This window comes from Campylobacter sp. 2014D-0259 (assembly GCF_008000505.1).
In the GTDB taxonomy this organism is placed as follows: Bacteria; Campylobacterota; Campylobacteria; order Campylobacterales; family Campylobacteraceae; genus Campylobacter_D; species Campylobacter_D jejuni.
Genome location: NZ_VOAQ01000016.1, coordinates 155885 through 172338 on the forward strand (window position 1 = coordinate 155885; position 16454 = coordinate 172338).

The 16454-nt window shown below is 31.3% G+C and carries 12 protein-coding genes, 1 tRNA gene and 2 pseudogenes; 7 read left to right on the top strand and 8 right to left on the bottom strand.

The window, feature by feature from the left end; translation table 11 throughout:
• Positions 1-7: 7 nt before the first annotated feature.
• The 3 genes from SR63_RS03950 to ychF are packed head-to-tail and all read left to right on the top strand — an operon-like array spanning position 8 to position 3152.
• On the top strand, positions 8-604 hold the full coding sequence (locus SR63_RS03950) for a DedA family protein (protein ID WP_002854047.1): 597 nt from the start codon (positions 8-10) through the stop codon (positions 602-604).
• Positions 601-2052 carry a leucyl aminopeptidase gene (locus SR63_RS03955; RefSeq protein ID WP_002877145.1) on the top strand — a complete coding sequence of 484 codons (1452 nt, stop codon included), beginning with the start codon at positions 601-603 and terminating at the stop codon, positions 2050-2052. Before SR63_RS03950 ends, SR63_RS03955 begins: the two co-directional genes overlap by 4 nt.
• On the top strand, positions 2049-3152 hold the full coding sequence (ychF, locus tag SR63_RS03960) for a redox-regulated ATPase YchF (RefSeq protein ID WP_002866014.1): 1104 nt from the start codon (positions 2049-2051) through the stop codon (positions 3150-3152). The genes SR63_RS03955 and ychF overlap by 4 nt, the downstream gene beginning before the upstream one ends.
• 21 nt (positions 3153-3173) lie before the next feature.
• Here the strand turns inward: ychF and argH are convergent, their stop codons facing one another.
• From argH to SR63_RS03985, 5 genes are read right to left on the bottom strand one after another with little or no spacing between them, the layout of a single operon-like run.
• Positions 3174-4556: an argininosuccinate lyase gene (gene argH, locus SR63_RS03965; RefSeq protein ID WP_002866013.1), complete on the bottom strand. Its 1383-nt coding sequence runs from the start codon at positions 4554-4556 to the stop codon at positions 3174-3176.
• A 9-nt stretch (positions 4557-4565) separates the two neighbouring features.
• Entirely contained in the window at positions 4566-6140 is a 1575-nt protein-coding gene (gene pckA / locus SR63_RS03970) for a phosphoenolpyruvate carboxykinase (ATP) (protein WP_002866012.1), read from the bottom strand.
• A gap of 12 nt (positions 6141-6152) precedes the next feature.
• The gene (locus SR63_RS03975) at positions 6153-7952 is read right to left on the bottom strand and encodes a biotin/lipoyl-containing protein (RefSeq protein ID WP_002866011.1); all 1800 of its coding nucleotides are present in this window, start codon (positions 7950-7952) and stop codon (positions 6153-6155) included.
• 32 nt (positions 7953-7984) lie between these two features.
• Positions 7985-9325 (bottom strand): sodium-dependent transporter, encoded by a 1341-nt coding sequence (locus SR63_RS03980; protein ID WP_002866010.1) that lies wholly within the window; start codon positions 9323-9325, stop codon positions 7985-7987.
• Between the two features lie 12 nt (positions 9326-9337).
• Positions 9338-10672, bottom strand: a complete 1335-nt coding sequence (locus SR63_RS03985) for a sodium-dependent transporter (RefSeq protein WP_012006702.1) — start codon at positions 10670-10672, stop codon at positions 9338-9340.
• A 233-nt stretch (positions 10673-10905) separates the two neighbouring features.
• Here SR63_RS03985 and SR63_RS03990 point away from each other — a divergent pair, with 233 nt between their 5' ends.
• The 4 genes and pseudogenes from SR63_RS03990 (at position 10906) to SR63_RS04010 (ending at position 13030) form a co-directional block, all read left to right on the top strand.
• The gene (locus tag SR63_RS03990) at positions 10906-11244 is read left to right on the top strand and encodes a F0F1 ATP synthase subunit C (RefSeq protein WP_002853683.1); all 339 of its coding nucleotides are present in this window, start codon (positions 10906-10908) and stop codon (positions 11242-11244) included.
• Positions 11245-11278: 34 nt separating this feature from the next.
• Positions 11279-11364: transfer RNA gene (locus SR63_RS03995), tRNA-Leu, on the top strand.
• 1074 nt (positions 11365-12438) lie between these two features.
• A pseudogene (locus SR63_RS04005) lies at positions 12439-12667 on the top strand (type II toxin-antitoxin system HicA family toxin).
• A 3-nt stretch (positions 12668-12670) separates the two neighbouring features.
• On the top strand, positions 12671-13030 hold the full coding sequence (locus SR63_RS04010; RefSeq protein ID WP_002779573.1) for a type II toxin-antitoxin system HicB family antitoxin: 360 nt from the start codon (positions 12671-12673) through the stop codon (positions 13028-13030).
• A gap of 332 nt (positions 13031-13362) precedes the next feature.
• Here the strand turns inward: SR63_RS04010 and SR63_RS08625 are convergent, their stop codons facing one another.
• The 3 genes and pseudogenes from SR63_RS08625 to SR63_RS04020 all read right to left on the bottom strand — a co-directional run bounded on the left by SR63_RS08625 (position 13363) and on the right by SR63_RS04020 (position 16244).
• Positions 13363-13494 (bottom strand): hypothetical protein, encoded by a 132-nt coding sequence (locus SR63_RS08625; RefSeq protein WP_002853808.1) that lies wholly within the window; start codon positions 13492-13494, stop codon positions 13363-13365.
• 20 nt (positions 13495-13514) lie between these two features.
• Positions 13515-14387, bottom strand: a complete 873-nt coding sequence (locus SR63_RS04015) for a hypothetical protein (protein WP_002866006.1) — start codon at positions 14385-14387, stop codon at positions 13515-13517.
• 13 nt (positions 14388-14400) lie between these two features.
• Positions 14401-16244: pseudogene (locus SR63_RS04020) on the bottom strand (conjugal transfer protein TraG N-terminal domain-containing protein).
• Positions 16245-16454: the final 210 nt, after the last annotated feature.

The window sequence follows — 16454 nt, forward strand, 5'->3', positions numbered from 1 at the left end:
GGTACAAATGGAAGAATTTTTAAAAAATTTACTTTACCAATACAAAGATCTAGCTTATATTATTATTTTTTTATGGTGTATTTTAGAAGGAGAGTTAGCTTTAATTTTAGCAGGTATTTTTGCCCATCAAGGACATGTAAATTTAGGCTTTGTTATATTTATAGCAGGTCTTGGCGGTTTTGTAGGCGATCAAATTTATTTCTATATAGGAAGATATAATAAACGCTACATACAAAAAAAATTAAAAACTCAAAGGCGTAAATTTGCAGTAGCACACCTACTTTTACAACGTTTTGGTTGGCCTATTATTTTTATACAACGCTATATGTATGGCTTTAGAACCATTATACCTATGAGTATAGGAATCACGCGTTATAGTGCAAAAAAATTTGCTATTATCAATCTTTTTAGTGCTTGGGTTTGGGCATCAATCACTATACTTTTAGCTTGGTATTTTGGAGAACAAATTTGGAAGATGGTGACTTGGGCTGAAGAACATTGGTATTATGCAGCCATTATTATTATAGCTTTTTTATCCCTTTTATTATTTGGTTTTAAACAAATGGAAAAAGCTATACTTAAAGATAAAAGGAAAAAATCATGAAATTTGAATTAAACGATAAAAAACTAGATGCTATAAAAGCAGACTTTGAACTTGTTTTTATACAGGATAAAAATTTAAAAATTTTTAACAAAGAAAAAGATTTTTTTAAACTTAATAATTACAAAGGTGAAGGTGCATTATTAGACTTAAACAATAAAAAGCTTTATTTAGAGCTTAAAAGTCTTGCTTATGAGGATATAAGATTAAGTCTTTGCACAGCATATAAAACTCTTGAGAAACTTAATATTAAAAGCGTAAAACTTCCTAGCATAATAGGAGATTGTGTAGTTAGAAGTTTTGCATCTTTAGTTGAAGGCGTACTTTTTGGAGCTTATAAATTTGACAAATATAAAAGCGAGAAAAAAACAAGAACTTTAGAAAGATTTATTATTTCAAGTGAAGAATTAAATGGTAAAAAATTTAATAAAGATGAAGCTAAGATAGGTTTAGAGCGTGGAGAAATTTTAGCCAATGCTACAAATTTTACCAAAAATATAGTCAATGAAATTCCTGAAATTTACACCCCTTTAAAAATGGCAGAAGATGCACAAAATTTAGCTAAAGAAAATAAAAACATCACTTGTAAAATTTATGATGAAAAATTTTTAGCTAAAGAAAAAATGAATGCCTTTTTAGCAGTAAATCGCGCCTCAGTACATCCTCCACGCCTCATTCATCTAAGTTATAAAGCCACAAATGCAAAAAAACGTGTTGTATTTGTTGGAAAAGGCTTAACTTACGATAGCGGTGGATTAAGCTTAAAACCAGCTGATTTTATGCTTACAATGAAAGCTGATAAAAGCGGTGCAGCAGCAGCAATGGGAATCATAAAAGCCGTAGCTGAACTTGCTTTAGATTTAGAAGTGCATTGCATTTTAGGTGCAACTGAAAATATGATAGGCGGCAATGCTTATAAGCCTGATGATGTGTTAATCAGTCGTGAAGGTGTAAGCATAGAGGTAAGAAATACAGATGCTGAAGGACGCTTGGTTTTAGCCGATTGTCTTTCTTTTGCACAGGATTTAAAACCTGATTTACTTATCGATATGGCAACTCTTACTGGAGCTTGCGTTGTAGGACTTGGAGAATTTACAAGCGCTATTATGGGAAATAATGAAGAATTGCAAAATGATTTTTATCTAAGCTCCAAAAAAAGTGGAGAATATACCACAATCTTACATTTCAACCCTCACTTAAGAGAACTTATAAAATCAAATATTGCTGATGTTAGCAACACTGCCTCTAGTCGCTACGGAGGTGCAATTACCGCAGGATTATTTTTAGATAAATTTATTCGTAAAGAATATAAAGACAAATGGCTACATCTTGACATAGCAGGACCTGCTTATACAGAAAAATCTTGGGGATATTCTAGTTTTGGCGCAGGTGGAGCTGGAGTTAGAATGTGCGTTAATTATTTAATTCAAATTTTAAGGAAAGCTAAATGAGTTTAAGTGTAGGTATAGTAGGACTTCCAAATGTTGGCAAATCAACGACTTTTAATGCTTTAACTAAAGCACAAAATGCCCAAAGCGCAAACTATCCTTTCTGCACCATAGAGCCTAACAAAGCCATGGTTGAAGTTCCTGATTTAAGACTTAATGAACTTGCCAAAATCGTAAAACCTGAAAAAATTATGCATTCTTTAATAGAATTTGTAGATATCGCTGGACTTGTTAAAGGTGCAAGTAAAGGCGAAGGCTTGGGAAATAAATTTCTTTCAAATATACGTGAAACTGAGGTTATTTTACACATAGTGCGTTGTTTTGATGAAGAAAATATCACCCATGTTGAAGGTGGAGTTGATCCTTTACGTGATGTAGAAATTATCAATACAGAGCTTATTTTAGCAGATATTGAGCAACTTAGTAAAAAAATAGAAAAACTCACCAAAGAAGCCAAAGCCAATCAAAAGGGTGCTAAAGAAAGTCTCGAACTTGCAAATTCCTTACTTGATCATTTAAACAAAGGCTTAGCTGCAAGTTCTTACCCTGAAAAAGAAAGTGAAATTTATCAAGCCTTAATCAAAGAATTAAGACTGCTTTCTGCTAAAGAAGTGATTTATGGTGCAAATGTTAATGAAAATGGTATTAGTGAAGATAATGATTATGTAAAAGCTTTAAAAGAATATGCTAAAAAAAATGATCATGAAGTTATCAAGCTTTGTGCAAAAATCGAAGAAGAATTAGTAGGATTAAGTGATGAAGAAAGTCATGAATTTTTAAGTTCTCTAGGAGTTAACGAAAGCGGTCTTGATCAAATCATACGCACTGCTTTTGCTAAGCTTGGACTGATCAGTTATTTTACCGCTGGTGTAGTTGAAGTGCGTTCTTGGACAATCAAAAAAGGTTGGAAAGCACCAAAAGCAGCAAGTGTAATTCACAATGACTTTGAAAAAGGTTTCATAAAAGCTGAAGTTATTTCCTATGAAGATTATATCCAATACAAAGGCGAAAATGGCGCCAAAGAAGCAGGAAAGCTACGCCTTGAAGGAAAAGACTATATCGTTTTAGATGGCGATGTAATGCATTTTAGATTCAATGTTTAGGCAAAATAGCCTAAACAATATTTATAAATTTTGAATAAAACCTTCCAAAATTTGAATTTGCTTTTCTACGCTTGCAATAGAACTTGAGCCTTCACTTTGCTTAGAATTTAAAGAAAATTCAAAATTTAAAAGTTCCATAGCTTTTTCATCAAATACAGGATCTATTTTTGAAAGATCTTTAATTTCACTTATATCAATGCCTTGTGCTTCAGCTTGTGCAACAACATTTCCCACTATAAAATGTGCTTTTCTAAAAGGAATATTTTTTTCACGCACCAAATAATCTGCCAAATCGGTAGCCAACAAATGACCTTTTTTACAAGCATTAAGCATATTTTCTTTGTTGATTTGTATTTCTTTTAACATTGCATTTAAGATAATTAAGCTATCTTTAGCCGTTTTTACACTATCAAAAAGCCCCTCTTTATCTTCTTGCATATCTTTATTATAAGCTAAAGGTAAAGCTTTCATTATAGTTAAGAGAGAAATCAAATTTCCATAAACACGCCCTGTTTTTCCACGTATAAGCTCACAAACATCGGGATTTTTTTTCTGAGGCATAATAGAACTTCCCGTTGAAAAACTATCACTTATGGTTATAAAAGAAAATTCTGAGCTTGAAAATAAAATCATTTCCTCACAAAGTCTTGAAGTGTGTGTAAAAATAACTGCTATATCATAAAGCAAATCAAGAGCAAAATCCCTATCACTCACTCCATCCATAGCATTTGGCATAATATCTTTAAATCCTAAAATTTCAGCACTCAACTCACGATTGGTAGCATAGCTTGTTCCTGCACATGCACAAGAACCAAGTGGCGAAAAGTCTGCAAGTTCTAGGCTATTTTGTAAACGCTTAATATCTCGCATTAACATAAAAGCATAAGCTAAGATATAAAAAGAAAAACTCACAGGCTGAGCGTGTTGTAAATGTGTAAAACTTGGCATAATAGTTTTTTTATGCACTTTAGCATGTTCGAGCATGGTTTGAATCAATTCTTTTAAAAGTTTTAAAAGTTCTATGTGAGATTTTTTTACAAAAAGTTTAAAATCAGTAGCCACTTGGTCATTTCTACTTCTTGCAGTATGTAGTCTTCCACCAATTTCACTGCCTATAATCTCGCTTAAACGCTTTTCTATGGCCATATGTATATCTTCATCTTTGATATCAAAAACAAATTTACCTTGCTCTATTTCACTTTTAACTTGTTCTAAGCCTTTTATAATAGCATCTAATTCTTCTTTTTTTAAAATACCACAACTTTCAAGCATTGTAGCATGCGCTATAGATCCTTGTATATCTTCATTAAACAAAGTTTTATCTACATTTAAACTCGCATTAAATTCTTTTAAAAGCTCATCGCTTGCACCGCTAAAGCGTCCTGACCACATTTCATTTTTCATTTAAATACCTTAAATTTTTGGTCCAAATTTGCTAAATTCAATACCTTCTTTGACATCTTCATAGCGTTTGAAATTTTGCACAAACATATGTGCTAGCTTATCTCTTGTTTCAGTATAGGCATTTTTATCTAACCAAGTATTTATAGGATTTAAAAGCGTGCTTTCTACACCTTCTAAAGCTTTTGGAATAGCTAAATTAAACACTTCAAAATTTTCAAATTCGCATTTTGCAATACTCCCATCTAAAATAGCATTAATGCAAGCCCTAGTAGCCTTAATACTCATTCTTTTACCTACACCGTAACTTCCACCGCTCCAACCCGTATTAACAAGATAAACATTAACTTCATGTTTTTCAATCTTTTCACCAAGCAATCTCGCATAAACCGTTGGATGTAAAGGCATAAAAGGTTCTCCAAAGCAAGCTGAAAAAGTTGCTTGAGGCTCTGTTATACCACGCTCAGTTCCAGCTACTTTTGCTGTATAACCGCTTAAAAAATAATACATAGCCTGTTCTTTGCTTAATTTACTCACCGGAGGCAAAATTCCAAAAGCATCTGCACTTAAAAATATAATATTTTTTGGATGCCCTGCTTTTAAGCTAGGCTCATGATTTTCAATATGCTCTATAGGATAAGAAACTCTCGTATTTTCTGTTTTTGAAGCATCAGCATAATCAACACTCTTATCAGCTCTTAAAACTACATTTTCTAAAAGTGCATTTCTTTTAATCGCGCCATAAATTTCAGGCTCATGCTCAGGATCAAGATTGATTGTTTTTGCATAACAACCGCCCTCAAAATTAAACACACCTTCATCATCCCAGCCATGCTCATCATCACCTATGAGTCTTCTTTTTGGATCGGTTGAAAGCGTAGTTTTTCCTGTACCGCTAAGTCCAAAGAAAAGTGCCACATCGTCTTTTTCTCCGACATTTGCACTACAATGCATAGAAAGTTTATTTTCTAGTGGCAACCAATAATTCATCATAGAAAAAATACCTTTTTTCATTTCTCCACCATACCAAGTTCCACCAATAACCGCTATATTTTCTTCAACATTAAAGATCACAAAAACCTCTGAATTTAAACCATCTTGTTTATAATCTTCATTAATACATTTGCAAGCATTATAAACAATAAAATCTGCTTTAAAATTCTCAAGTTCCTCTTGACTTGGGCGAATAAACATATTTTTAACAAAATGCGCTTGCCATGCAATTTCAGTAACAAATCTTACTGCTTTGCGACTTTGCAAAGAAGCACCGCAAAAAGCATCTTGAACATAAATTTTCTTTCCACTTAACTCTTGCTTTGCTTTAGTTAAAAGTTTATCAAATAATTCTTTTGTAATAGGCTGGTTTATCTTCCCCCAAGCTATATATTTACTAGATGGATCTTGTTTTACAAAATATTTATCTTTAGGACTTCTACCTGTAAAAATTCCCGTATCCACACAAAAAGTATCATTATCCGTGCTTAAACCTTCATTATTTGCTTTTTCATGAGCATTTAATTCATCATAACTTAAATTATGAAAAATTTCCTTTATATTATCTAAACCTAAATTATCAAATTTTTTCATTTTTCCCTCACTTTAATTCTTGTAAATAGCTAATACTTCGCCTTCATTAACAGTATCGCCTATTTTAATACAAAGCTCTGAAATAATTCCATCTTTTGGAGCATTAACCTCAATCTCCATTTTCATTGCTTCTAAAACCATGATAGCTTGACCTGATTTTACTTCTTCGCCTTCGTTAACATAAATTTTAAAAACATTACCCGAAATACCCGCTAAAACTTCATTTTCAGCATCGACAGAACTTGTCGAATTTGAAGAAATAATATTTTTATTTTCTTCTACTTTTTTCACACTTTTAACATTAACATCTTTATCAAAACCATAACTTACTTCTACATGATATTTATTACCATTTACAGCTACGGTAAATTTGTTTTCATCTACACTCATAGGTTTTGGCATACTGGCTAATTTGCGTACATTTACCTTTGCCTCTCCTTTTAAAAATGCTATACCTTTTTCTTTACAAGCTGCTGCAACAAATATATTTTCTTCACTCGTTTCTATACCCTCTTTTTCAAGCAAGGTTTTGGTATAAGCTATACTTTTACTCTCATCTTTATCAGCTATATTTATAGCAAGCTCTGTAGTAGGTTCTAAATTAAGTTGTTTTGAAGCAAGCTCAATAATGTTTGCATCGGGTGCAACTGGAGTTTTTCCAAAATAACCAAGCACCATTTTTCCATAACCTTCTGCGATTTTTTTCCAAGGCCCAAACATAACATTATTAAATGCTTGTTGAAAATAAAATTGAGAAACTGGAGTAACCGAAGTACCAAATCCACCTTTTTCTACAACTTCTCTCATAGCATGAATGACCTGTGGAAATTTATCTAAAATATTATTATCCCTCATCATTTGTGTATTTGCCGTTAAAGCTCCTCCTGGCATAGGAGAAAAAGGAATAAGTGGATTTACCATAGTAGCTTCAGGGGGTAAAAAATACTCTTTTAAACAATCTTTTAAAACTTCTTCGTATTTTAGAATTTTTTCTTCTTCAAATCCACCTAAATCATAATCTTTATCTTTTAAGGCATGCATCATGGTTAAAATATCAGGCTGAGAAGTTCCACCACTTACAGGAGCTGCAGCCAAATCGATACCATCAACACCTGCTTCAAGTGCTGCAAGATAGCAAGCTATACTCACTCCTGCAGTTTCATGCGTATGAAGCCTAATGTGTGTATCTTGAGGTAAAATTTTTCTAGCCATTTTAATGGTTTCATAAATTTTATTTGGATTAGAAGTTCCACTTGCATCTTTGAAACAAATACTATGAAAAGGAATTTCTGCTGCTAAAATTTCTTTTAAAATTTTTTCATAAAAAGGCACATCATGGGCACCTTTACAATTTGACGGTAAATCCATTAAAGTGATAGTAATTTCATGCTTTAACCCATATTTTACTATACATTCACCACTAAATTTTAAATTATTTACATCATTAAGGGCATCAAAATTTCTTATCGTTGTAGTACCGTGTTTTGCAAAAAGTTTTGCATGCAAATCAATAAGCTCACTACTTCCAGTGTCTAAAGTAACGGTATTGACCCCTCTTGCTAAAGTTTGAAGATTGGCATCTTTTCCTACAATAGCTCTAAATCTATCCATCATGGCAAAAGCATCTTCATTAAGATAAAAATACAAGCTTTGAAATCTAGCACCACCGCCAAATTCAAAATGTGTAATGCCTGCTTCTTTTGCTGCTTCTACTGCAGGAAAAAAATCATCCATTAAAACCCTAGCCCCATAAACGGACTGAAAACCATCTCTAAAGCTTGTATCCATTACATCGATGAATTTTTTAGCCATTATTTTTCCTTAAAAAAAATATTTTTTCATTATTATACAAAAATTTGATAACACATTACCAAAATTATTGCTATAGGCGATATAAAACGAATAAAAAACAACCAAATTAAGAAAATTTTTCTACTTATAAATTTAGAAAAAATTTTATAAATTTGTTTTTTATTCATAAAAAAACCTACAAATATAGAGCATACTATAGCACCAAGTGGAAGTAAAAAATTTGAAGTTAATTTATCTAATAAAGTAAAAAAATCTTTGCCAAAAAAACTAAACATAGAAAAAAAATTTAAATTTAATGACAAGATACAACAAATTCCAAAAACAAAAACAAATAAACCTATTAAAAATAGAGCTTTAACACGAGAAATTTGATAGTTATTAATCATATAAAAAGTTAAAGGCTCTATCATTGAAACAGCTGAAGTAATACCAGCAAAAAAAAGTGCTAAGAAAAAACAAAATGCAAAAATATAGCCTAAAGCTCCAAGTTGATTAAACAAACTCATCAAGGATACAAAAACAATTCCTGCTCCTTGAGTATGCGGATCGGCTCCAAATTCAAAGATAAAAGTAAAAACAATAAGTCCCATGATAAAAGAAATCAATAAGTTAATCAAAACAATATACACTGAACTTTTTATAAAATTTGTTTTTTTATCCAAGGCTGATGAATATGTAACTATACAACCTATTCCCAAGCATAAGGTAAAAAATGCAAGCCCTAAAGCTTCGGCAATAGAGCTAAATTTAAAATGTGAAAAATCAGGATAAAATAAATAAGAAAAAGCATTTGCAAAACCTTGCTTAAATCCCATACAATAAAACAACATAAAAACAAGCATTAAAAATAAGCTAGGCATTATAACAACGTTTAATTTTTCAATCCCTTTGATTAAACCTTTAGATACTATTAATAAAGTAAGAAAAAAAGATAAAATGAAGAAAAAAACAGAACTTGTCAAATTTGTAGTAATTAAATTCTGAAAATTACTTGCTGCTTCATCTAAGGTTTTAGGAAGATAATAAAGACTAACTACAGTATATTTTAAAACCCATCCCATAATAACTAGATAAAAAGAGAGAACAAAAATACCACCTAACATAAAAACGCCGCCATATCGCCATCTATTGCCATATTTTATGGCAAGATTTGAATAAGCATTTGCAAGATCACTTTTACTTAAACGTCCCATAGCCACTTCAGCCAAAAAAATACTAAATCCTATGGTTAAAGTAAAAAACAAATATAAAAGCACAAAAACAAAACCGCCATTTTCTGCGCTTAAAGTTGGGAATTTCCAAGCATTACCTAAACCAACAGCTCCACCAGCAACAGCCAATACAAAACCGATTTTTGAAAAATATGTTCTCATTATTTTTCAAACTCACTTTAAAAAAGCGGCTATCATAACTATAACAACAGCCAAAGGGGAAATAAATCTCAAAAACACATACCAAAGTTCAAAAAATATACCCCTCATATAAGGTTCAAATAAAATTTTTAAAGCTTCTTTTTTCATCACAAATCCCACAAAAATAGCTGCCAAAATTCCACCTAAAGGCATAATAACCTTACTTGAAATACTATCAAGCAAATCAAAAAAACTCATTCCAAAAAATCCAAACTGAGTACTTTTTAAAGAAGATAAAATACACAACATTCCTAAAATATAAACAACAATTCCTATTAAAATCAAAGCTTTTTTACGGCTCATACCAAAAGTATTAATAAGATAAAAAGCAAAAGGCTCTATCATTGAAACAGCTGAAGTAATACCAGCAAAGATTAAAGAAATAAAAAACGCTGCTCCAAAAATACAACCGATCACCCCAATTTTTTCAAATAAAGTAGCCAAGGAAATAAAAACAAGCCCTGGTCCTTGCTGATTAGGATTGTAACCAAATTCAAAGATAAAAGTGAAAACAACCAAACCCATTAATAGACCAACTAAAAGATTGATAAAAATAATATTTAAAGTACTGGTAATAAAATTAGTTTTATCAGGCAGACTAGCAGAATAAGTAATAATCGTCCCAACACCCAAAGAAAGACTAAAAAAGGCAAGTCCTAAAGCTTCAAGAACATTTGAAGTGTTGATTTTGGAAAAATCAGGCACAAAAAGAAATTTAACCGCCATCATAAAACCATCTTTACTAATAGCATAAACAAGCATCAAGATTAGTAAAATAAATAATGAAGGCATCATCCAAACATTTAACTTTTCAATCCCATTCTTAACACCTTTAGAAACAATATAAAAAACACATAAAAAAACCAAAGTAAAACAAATAAACTGACTTAAAAAATCCTCACTTGTAAAAAATCCAAACTGTGCTTTACTTACTTCTAGATCCATAGGCAAATTTCCAGTGATACTTAAAAACACATATTTAACTATCCAGCCAATCACCAAGGTATAAAAAGAAACTATTAAAATCGCCCCCACCATAGTAAAACCAACATAAGACCAAGCTTTTTTATTTGAAGGTGCTAACTTTTCATAGGCATTAACCGGATCTTTTTCACTAATTTTTCCTATGCTAAGCTCAGCTAAAAATATCACAAAACCTACACCCAAAGTAAGAATTATATAAAGCAAGATAAAAGCAGATCCACCACTTTGACCTACTAGTGTTGGAAATTTCCAAGCATTACCCAAGCCCACTGCTGAACCTGCTACCGCTAAAATGAAACCTATTTTTGAAAATTTAGAACTCAATGTTGCAACCTTAACTTAAAAATTATTTTAAAATATTATTAAAGCAAAAAAACTTTTAAGCTTTATTGAAAACAATCAAATTTAAATCAAAAATGTGAATTTTTGTAAATTTCAATAAAAATAAAGATACTTTTGGTTATAATTCGGCTTTATTTTTAAGTCTTAAGTAGGGATACGCAAGCCGAACTGATTTAAAAATTGAAAAAAATTTTTTTTATAGAAAGGTTAAGATAATGAAAAAAGTTCTTTTTTTATTATTAGCATGTGCAGCAGTAGCTTTTGCAGCTGAAACTAATGCTCCAGTAGAGCAAGAAGCTATTAATGTATGGATTAAAGCATTTTCAGTTCTTGCAGCAGGCTTAGGTCTTGGCGTTGCAGCACTTGGTGGTGCTATCGGTATGGGTAATACTGCAGCGGCAACAATTGCAGGAACAGCTAGAAACCCTGGTCTTGGGCCAAAATTAATGACAACTATGTTTATCGCTTTAGCGATGATTGAAGCACAAGTTATCTATGCTCTTGTTATCGCGCTAATAGCACTTTACGCAAATCCTTTTATAGTTTTACAATAAAACTTATCAAAGCCCTTTTTGGGCTTTTTTCTATGCGGTTATGGTGGAATTGGTAGACACGCCATCTTGAGGGGGTGGTGCGCTCCGCGTGTGCGAGTTCAAATCTCGCTAACCGCACCATTTATACTGCTAACTACATAAATTAACATAAATATAAAACTTAAAAAATATCTATAAAATAGGACTTTAAAACTATCTAAAATCTAAATTAAATTTTTCCGTTAAAATCCATTTTAAAAATTTTTCCCTAACTTTTCTCCTAACTTTTTATTTTTTGTTTTAAAAAGTTAGGAGAAATTAGCTTAAGGAGTTTATTTTAAATGCTTACACAAAAAGACATAATAAAAAAGATAAAAACTATTTTTATAAGAAGTTTTTTGTATTTGATTATAAAGATATCCAAAAATAAGAAAATTAACAAGAGACTAAAAGTATTAAGGTGCATTGATTTGCGGAAAGGAAATTCTATCACACAAATAATCAATAAGATGATAAAACATTTATTCAAAAATACTATAATTAAAGCATATTAGGCATGGCTACTCTTTCGGTTACAAGAAAGAGACATGATGAGTAAGATCATTGAATTTTTAGTTCTTGTCTTAGAATTAATTAATGAGATAATCAAGCTCATTTGATATAATCATTGAAAAATTTTATAAAAACCACGCTTAGTCTAAGCTTAATACATTTATACTAAAAAACATTTAACCGAAAGAGACGTGGCTTTCGGTTATGAGAAATTCATAGCAAAAATACTTTTACAAAAAAATAGAAAAGATTGGTAAAAAATTAGAAAAGCAAAAAACAAGATTCGCTATAATAAAAAATCCGCCTTGAGTTTTCACTCTTGGCGGAAATTTATCAATCAAGGCTAACTATGAAACGACATAGTAAGCGTTTTGTGAGATTATATCTAAACTTTAGGTTTTTTAAGTTTAAAATGGAAGTATTTTTAACAAAACCGCAGGACAGAAAAGCCCCTTGCCTTTGTTAGTACATGAAACTACAAATTCTCATTCATTTTTCCAAGTCAAATAAAAAAGAAATCCGTTTCAAAACGCAGCTCAATAATCTCAGTCTTAATACTTTCAATTAAACATACAAAGACAACAAGATTAAAAGAATTGCGATCGGTTTATAAGTGATACTTAATAAAAAGTGTGTATAATACATACTCATAAGAATATTATAGTGAGTAAAAAAGATAAAATTATTAAAGATTTAAAAAATAATCCTAACAATGTGCGCTTTGAAACGCTTAAGATTTTATTAGAAAGCGAAGGTTATGAATGTTTTAATAAAGGCGGATCACATTATCAATTCAAGAAAAGAAGAATGTGATCTTATTACTATTCCATTTAAACGCCCTATAAAGGCTATATATGTCAAAATGGTTTTAAAAGCTATAACAGGAGAATGAATGATGAAAGACTTAGATTACTATCTTAATCTACCTTATGAAATTATTATAAAAAAACTTGATGAAAAAGATGGCGGAGGATATTTTGCAAGATATAAAGATTTCCCTTATATTATGGGAGATGGTGAAAATGAAATAGAAGCCTTAAAAGATCTCAAAGAAGCATTTAAAGGAGCATTAGAAGTTATGCTTGAAAAAGGTGATTATATTAAAGAACCTATTGATAATGAAGCAAAAATTAGAATTAATATTACCTTGCCTAAAAGCTTAGTAGAGGCAATAGATACAATAAGCGATAATAGAAGTAAATTCTTAGCTGATCTTGCAAATAGCGCTATAAAGTCTTATAAAATAAGCACTTAAAAATTGACATAGTTAAATAAAAAAAAGAAATCCGTTTCAAACCACTAAAAAATAGGCATTTTATAGCAAAAATACTTTCAAAATTTATTAAAATATGGTATAATTTTATTAAAAATATGAATAAGTTATTAGTCAAGGAGTAATATTATGCTTTCCACATACTTAGTTGTTAGCTTTTTAATATTTATTGTGTTGTTTTTTTCAATTTTAAGTTTTTATATGATTTTTCTAAAAAACAGAAATACAGAAAAAAGGGAAACTAAAATAATTAATAAAATTTTATTTCTCTTATGTTTTCTCTTACTAATTTCAATTTCGATTTTAATTGGAGTTTATTTAGGAGTATTAACAACTGTTAAATCTGTCGTAATTGCTTTTATTGCATTAGTTTTTATATTATCGTTGTTTTTTATAGCTTTTTCTGTAAATTGTGCTATTTTAGATTCTATTTTATCTTTAAACAAAAGGCTATAAAGCCTTTTGTTTAAATAGAAGGAGTATCTTTTCCAATAGGATTCCAATTTTTAGAAGTTTCCCTAATAGCATTACTTCCTTTTTTATTATCTTGAGCTATTTGCGAGTGAGTTGCTCCGCTTTTAACTTCTTGACTATCTGGCATTGTTGTAGTGTTGCTTGTTCTTTTACTACTTTGATTTACTTGATCTTGATTTAAATTAGATTGAGTTAAAACACTTCTTTCTGATCCATCAATGGTTTTAAAATTCATACCTGCAGCGTGTGGCATAGTAGTGTTATTTGGACTAACAATGCTTTGAGCGCCATATTGACTATTATATTGTGCAAGTTGTGCAGGATCATTCTTAACCATATCGGATACATAATTATCTGCTTTTGCAAAGTATTCATTTTGTTGAGCTGTATTAAGATTGCTAAAGTCTTTATTATCTCCAGCAGCAAGATCTCTTGCAACCACATTAAGTGTATTGTCAATATTATTAGTACTAACAGATTGAATACCTTGTTCTGTTTGGGTATAGCTTTGAGTATATCCAACCATTTTTGAATAAGCTGTAGAATCGCCACCTGAAAGCGTATTACTCCAAGAAGAATCCATACCTTTTGTGGTAGATAGAGTTTTAAGAGAAGCTCTTTCCATTATTTCATTATATGCAGCTTTTTGAGCTTCTGAAAAAGTTTCAACATTTCCTATACCTCTTTTTGAACTTGCACTTGATTGAATTTCAGCACCATTTCCAAGAACGCTAAAACCTGCATGAGCAGAAGCTGCTAATGCAATTTCCGCCTTTTCTTCGCTAGTTAAATCAGTTCTATTTTGAATCTCTTGTCCAATATTATTTGCAAAAGCCTTCTTAAATGCTTCATCTCCTTTCTCCATAAATCCTTTAGCTTCATTTAAATGCACTTGCTCTACCGCTTTGACTCATATGTGAATATTGATCATTAAAGTTTTTATTCCAAGCATCAGAATTTGCTTGAGATACGCTATTAACAGTTGTCATAGTTCCTGCGCTAAGTTTGGCGCCTGACATCATACCATCAACATTTGTTCCTGTCATATTTGCATTAGAGATTTCAGAATTCTTTGTATTATCACCCATAACTGATTGAGTATTAAATTTAGTAACCACACCATCTATATTTCTTGCATATTGAAGCGATGCTACCCCTGCATTCATCGACCAAACTTCATCTCCTCTAGGAGTAGCAATGCTAGTTTGTGTAGATAAGGCTTGCTGATTTGCAAAGCTTCCAGCAGCTTTTGAAGCACCTGTTAGAGCTTGAGATAATCCAGAAGCAAAAGTTACAAATCCTTGCTCACTTGCTTTAGCTATAGCATAAGCTAAAACAGGAGTACTCATTACAAGGTAATTCATGAAATTTGATCTATTTGCTACTTCTTTAAAGATAAGCATGTTATCTCCTAAGCTTAAAGCTGCTTTTCCACCTGTTATTACTTGTGCAACATTCATAAGATTAAAATCATTTATAAAATTAATAATACAAAGTATAGGAGTCCAAAGCACTATCCAAATACATAGAGTAAAAAACATCTTAATATGTGCGTAAGAGCCAAACACAATAGAAAGCAAAGCAACAAGCCAAGACAAACCTATGATGATAGCTGTTAAATAAGCTTTAGCTAAAGGCAAATAAGTTTGCGCCAAGTATCCTTGTGCTTGTGCATACTTGCGTAAAATTGCTGATCCGCATAAGCAGTATTTGCAGCCACAGAAGCAGGATTTAATCCTACTGATTTAGCGGTATTAATGATTGCATTTTGAGAAGCAAGCATTATCATGGATTGTTGCAAATAAGATCTAGCACTTACAGCTTGTTCGTTATAGATTTGTGCAGCGCCTAAGAACTTTTGCTCATAATTTGTCATATCATCTACCATACCAAGCAAAGCAGCATGGATCTTCATAGCTTCATCTGTATCTTTTTGAATCATTTCAACGATTTGAGGACCTGCATCAGAACAAGGCACAACACTTTGTTCTTCAATATTATTGTTATTTGTGAACAAAGGAGTAAGCTGAGAGCCATTGCCTATGTTTGTGAAAAGATCTTGCATTAAATTATCAGAGTTTTGAAAAAGATTTCTACCTTGTTGATTAAGCAAGATACCTACTGAAACGCAGTTTCTAAAGTAAAAATCAATATTTTTTTGCAAAGTTGCATCAATAGCCGAAAGCTTTACACTTGGTAAAGTACTCATTACTTGAAGTGAAAAACCTAAACCTGCATTAGAGAAATTTGTAGATTGTGGAGTTGAAAAATGTTTTTCCATAGCTTCTAAGATAACCTTCTCAAATTGTGTCATTAATGCAAAGCTTTTTCCTATACCTATAGGAATTTGAGAAATGACATAATCTTTGCTAGTGACTTCATCATGAATCATGAAGCGGTGATTATTGTCATTTGGTGCTTTTAAAAACATGACCCACACTACAGCAAAAAGTACAAACATTTTTCCAAATTCAAACACAGGGTTTGTTTGTCCATCCATTGCTTTTTTAATACTAAAAAGTAATAATGAAATAGCTAAGGCTGCATTAACGATATAACTTGTTTCAGTGGTTATTCCTTTAACCGCTTGCATGATTTCATTCATTACATCGCCGTAACCCCAAGTATAAATTAGATTTCCATTAGCTATTTCAGTTGCACCAAATAAAAATGAAGGTGCAAAAAACAAAGTGCTAAGGAATAACAAGTAAAATCTTTTCATGGACTATATTAAAGAAGTTAAAGAGTTTGTTTGGTATAATTGCATTAAGGGTTTTGCCACAAGGCTGCAACCCTGTGGCATAATCACACCCTAGAAAGGGGGTGAACTATATGACACGACTCATACTTATAATTATACTAATTTGTATAATTACTGTCAAGGCTTATTAGCCTTGCCCCTTTTCTTAAGGGGCGAAACTCCCTTGTGGCT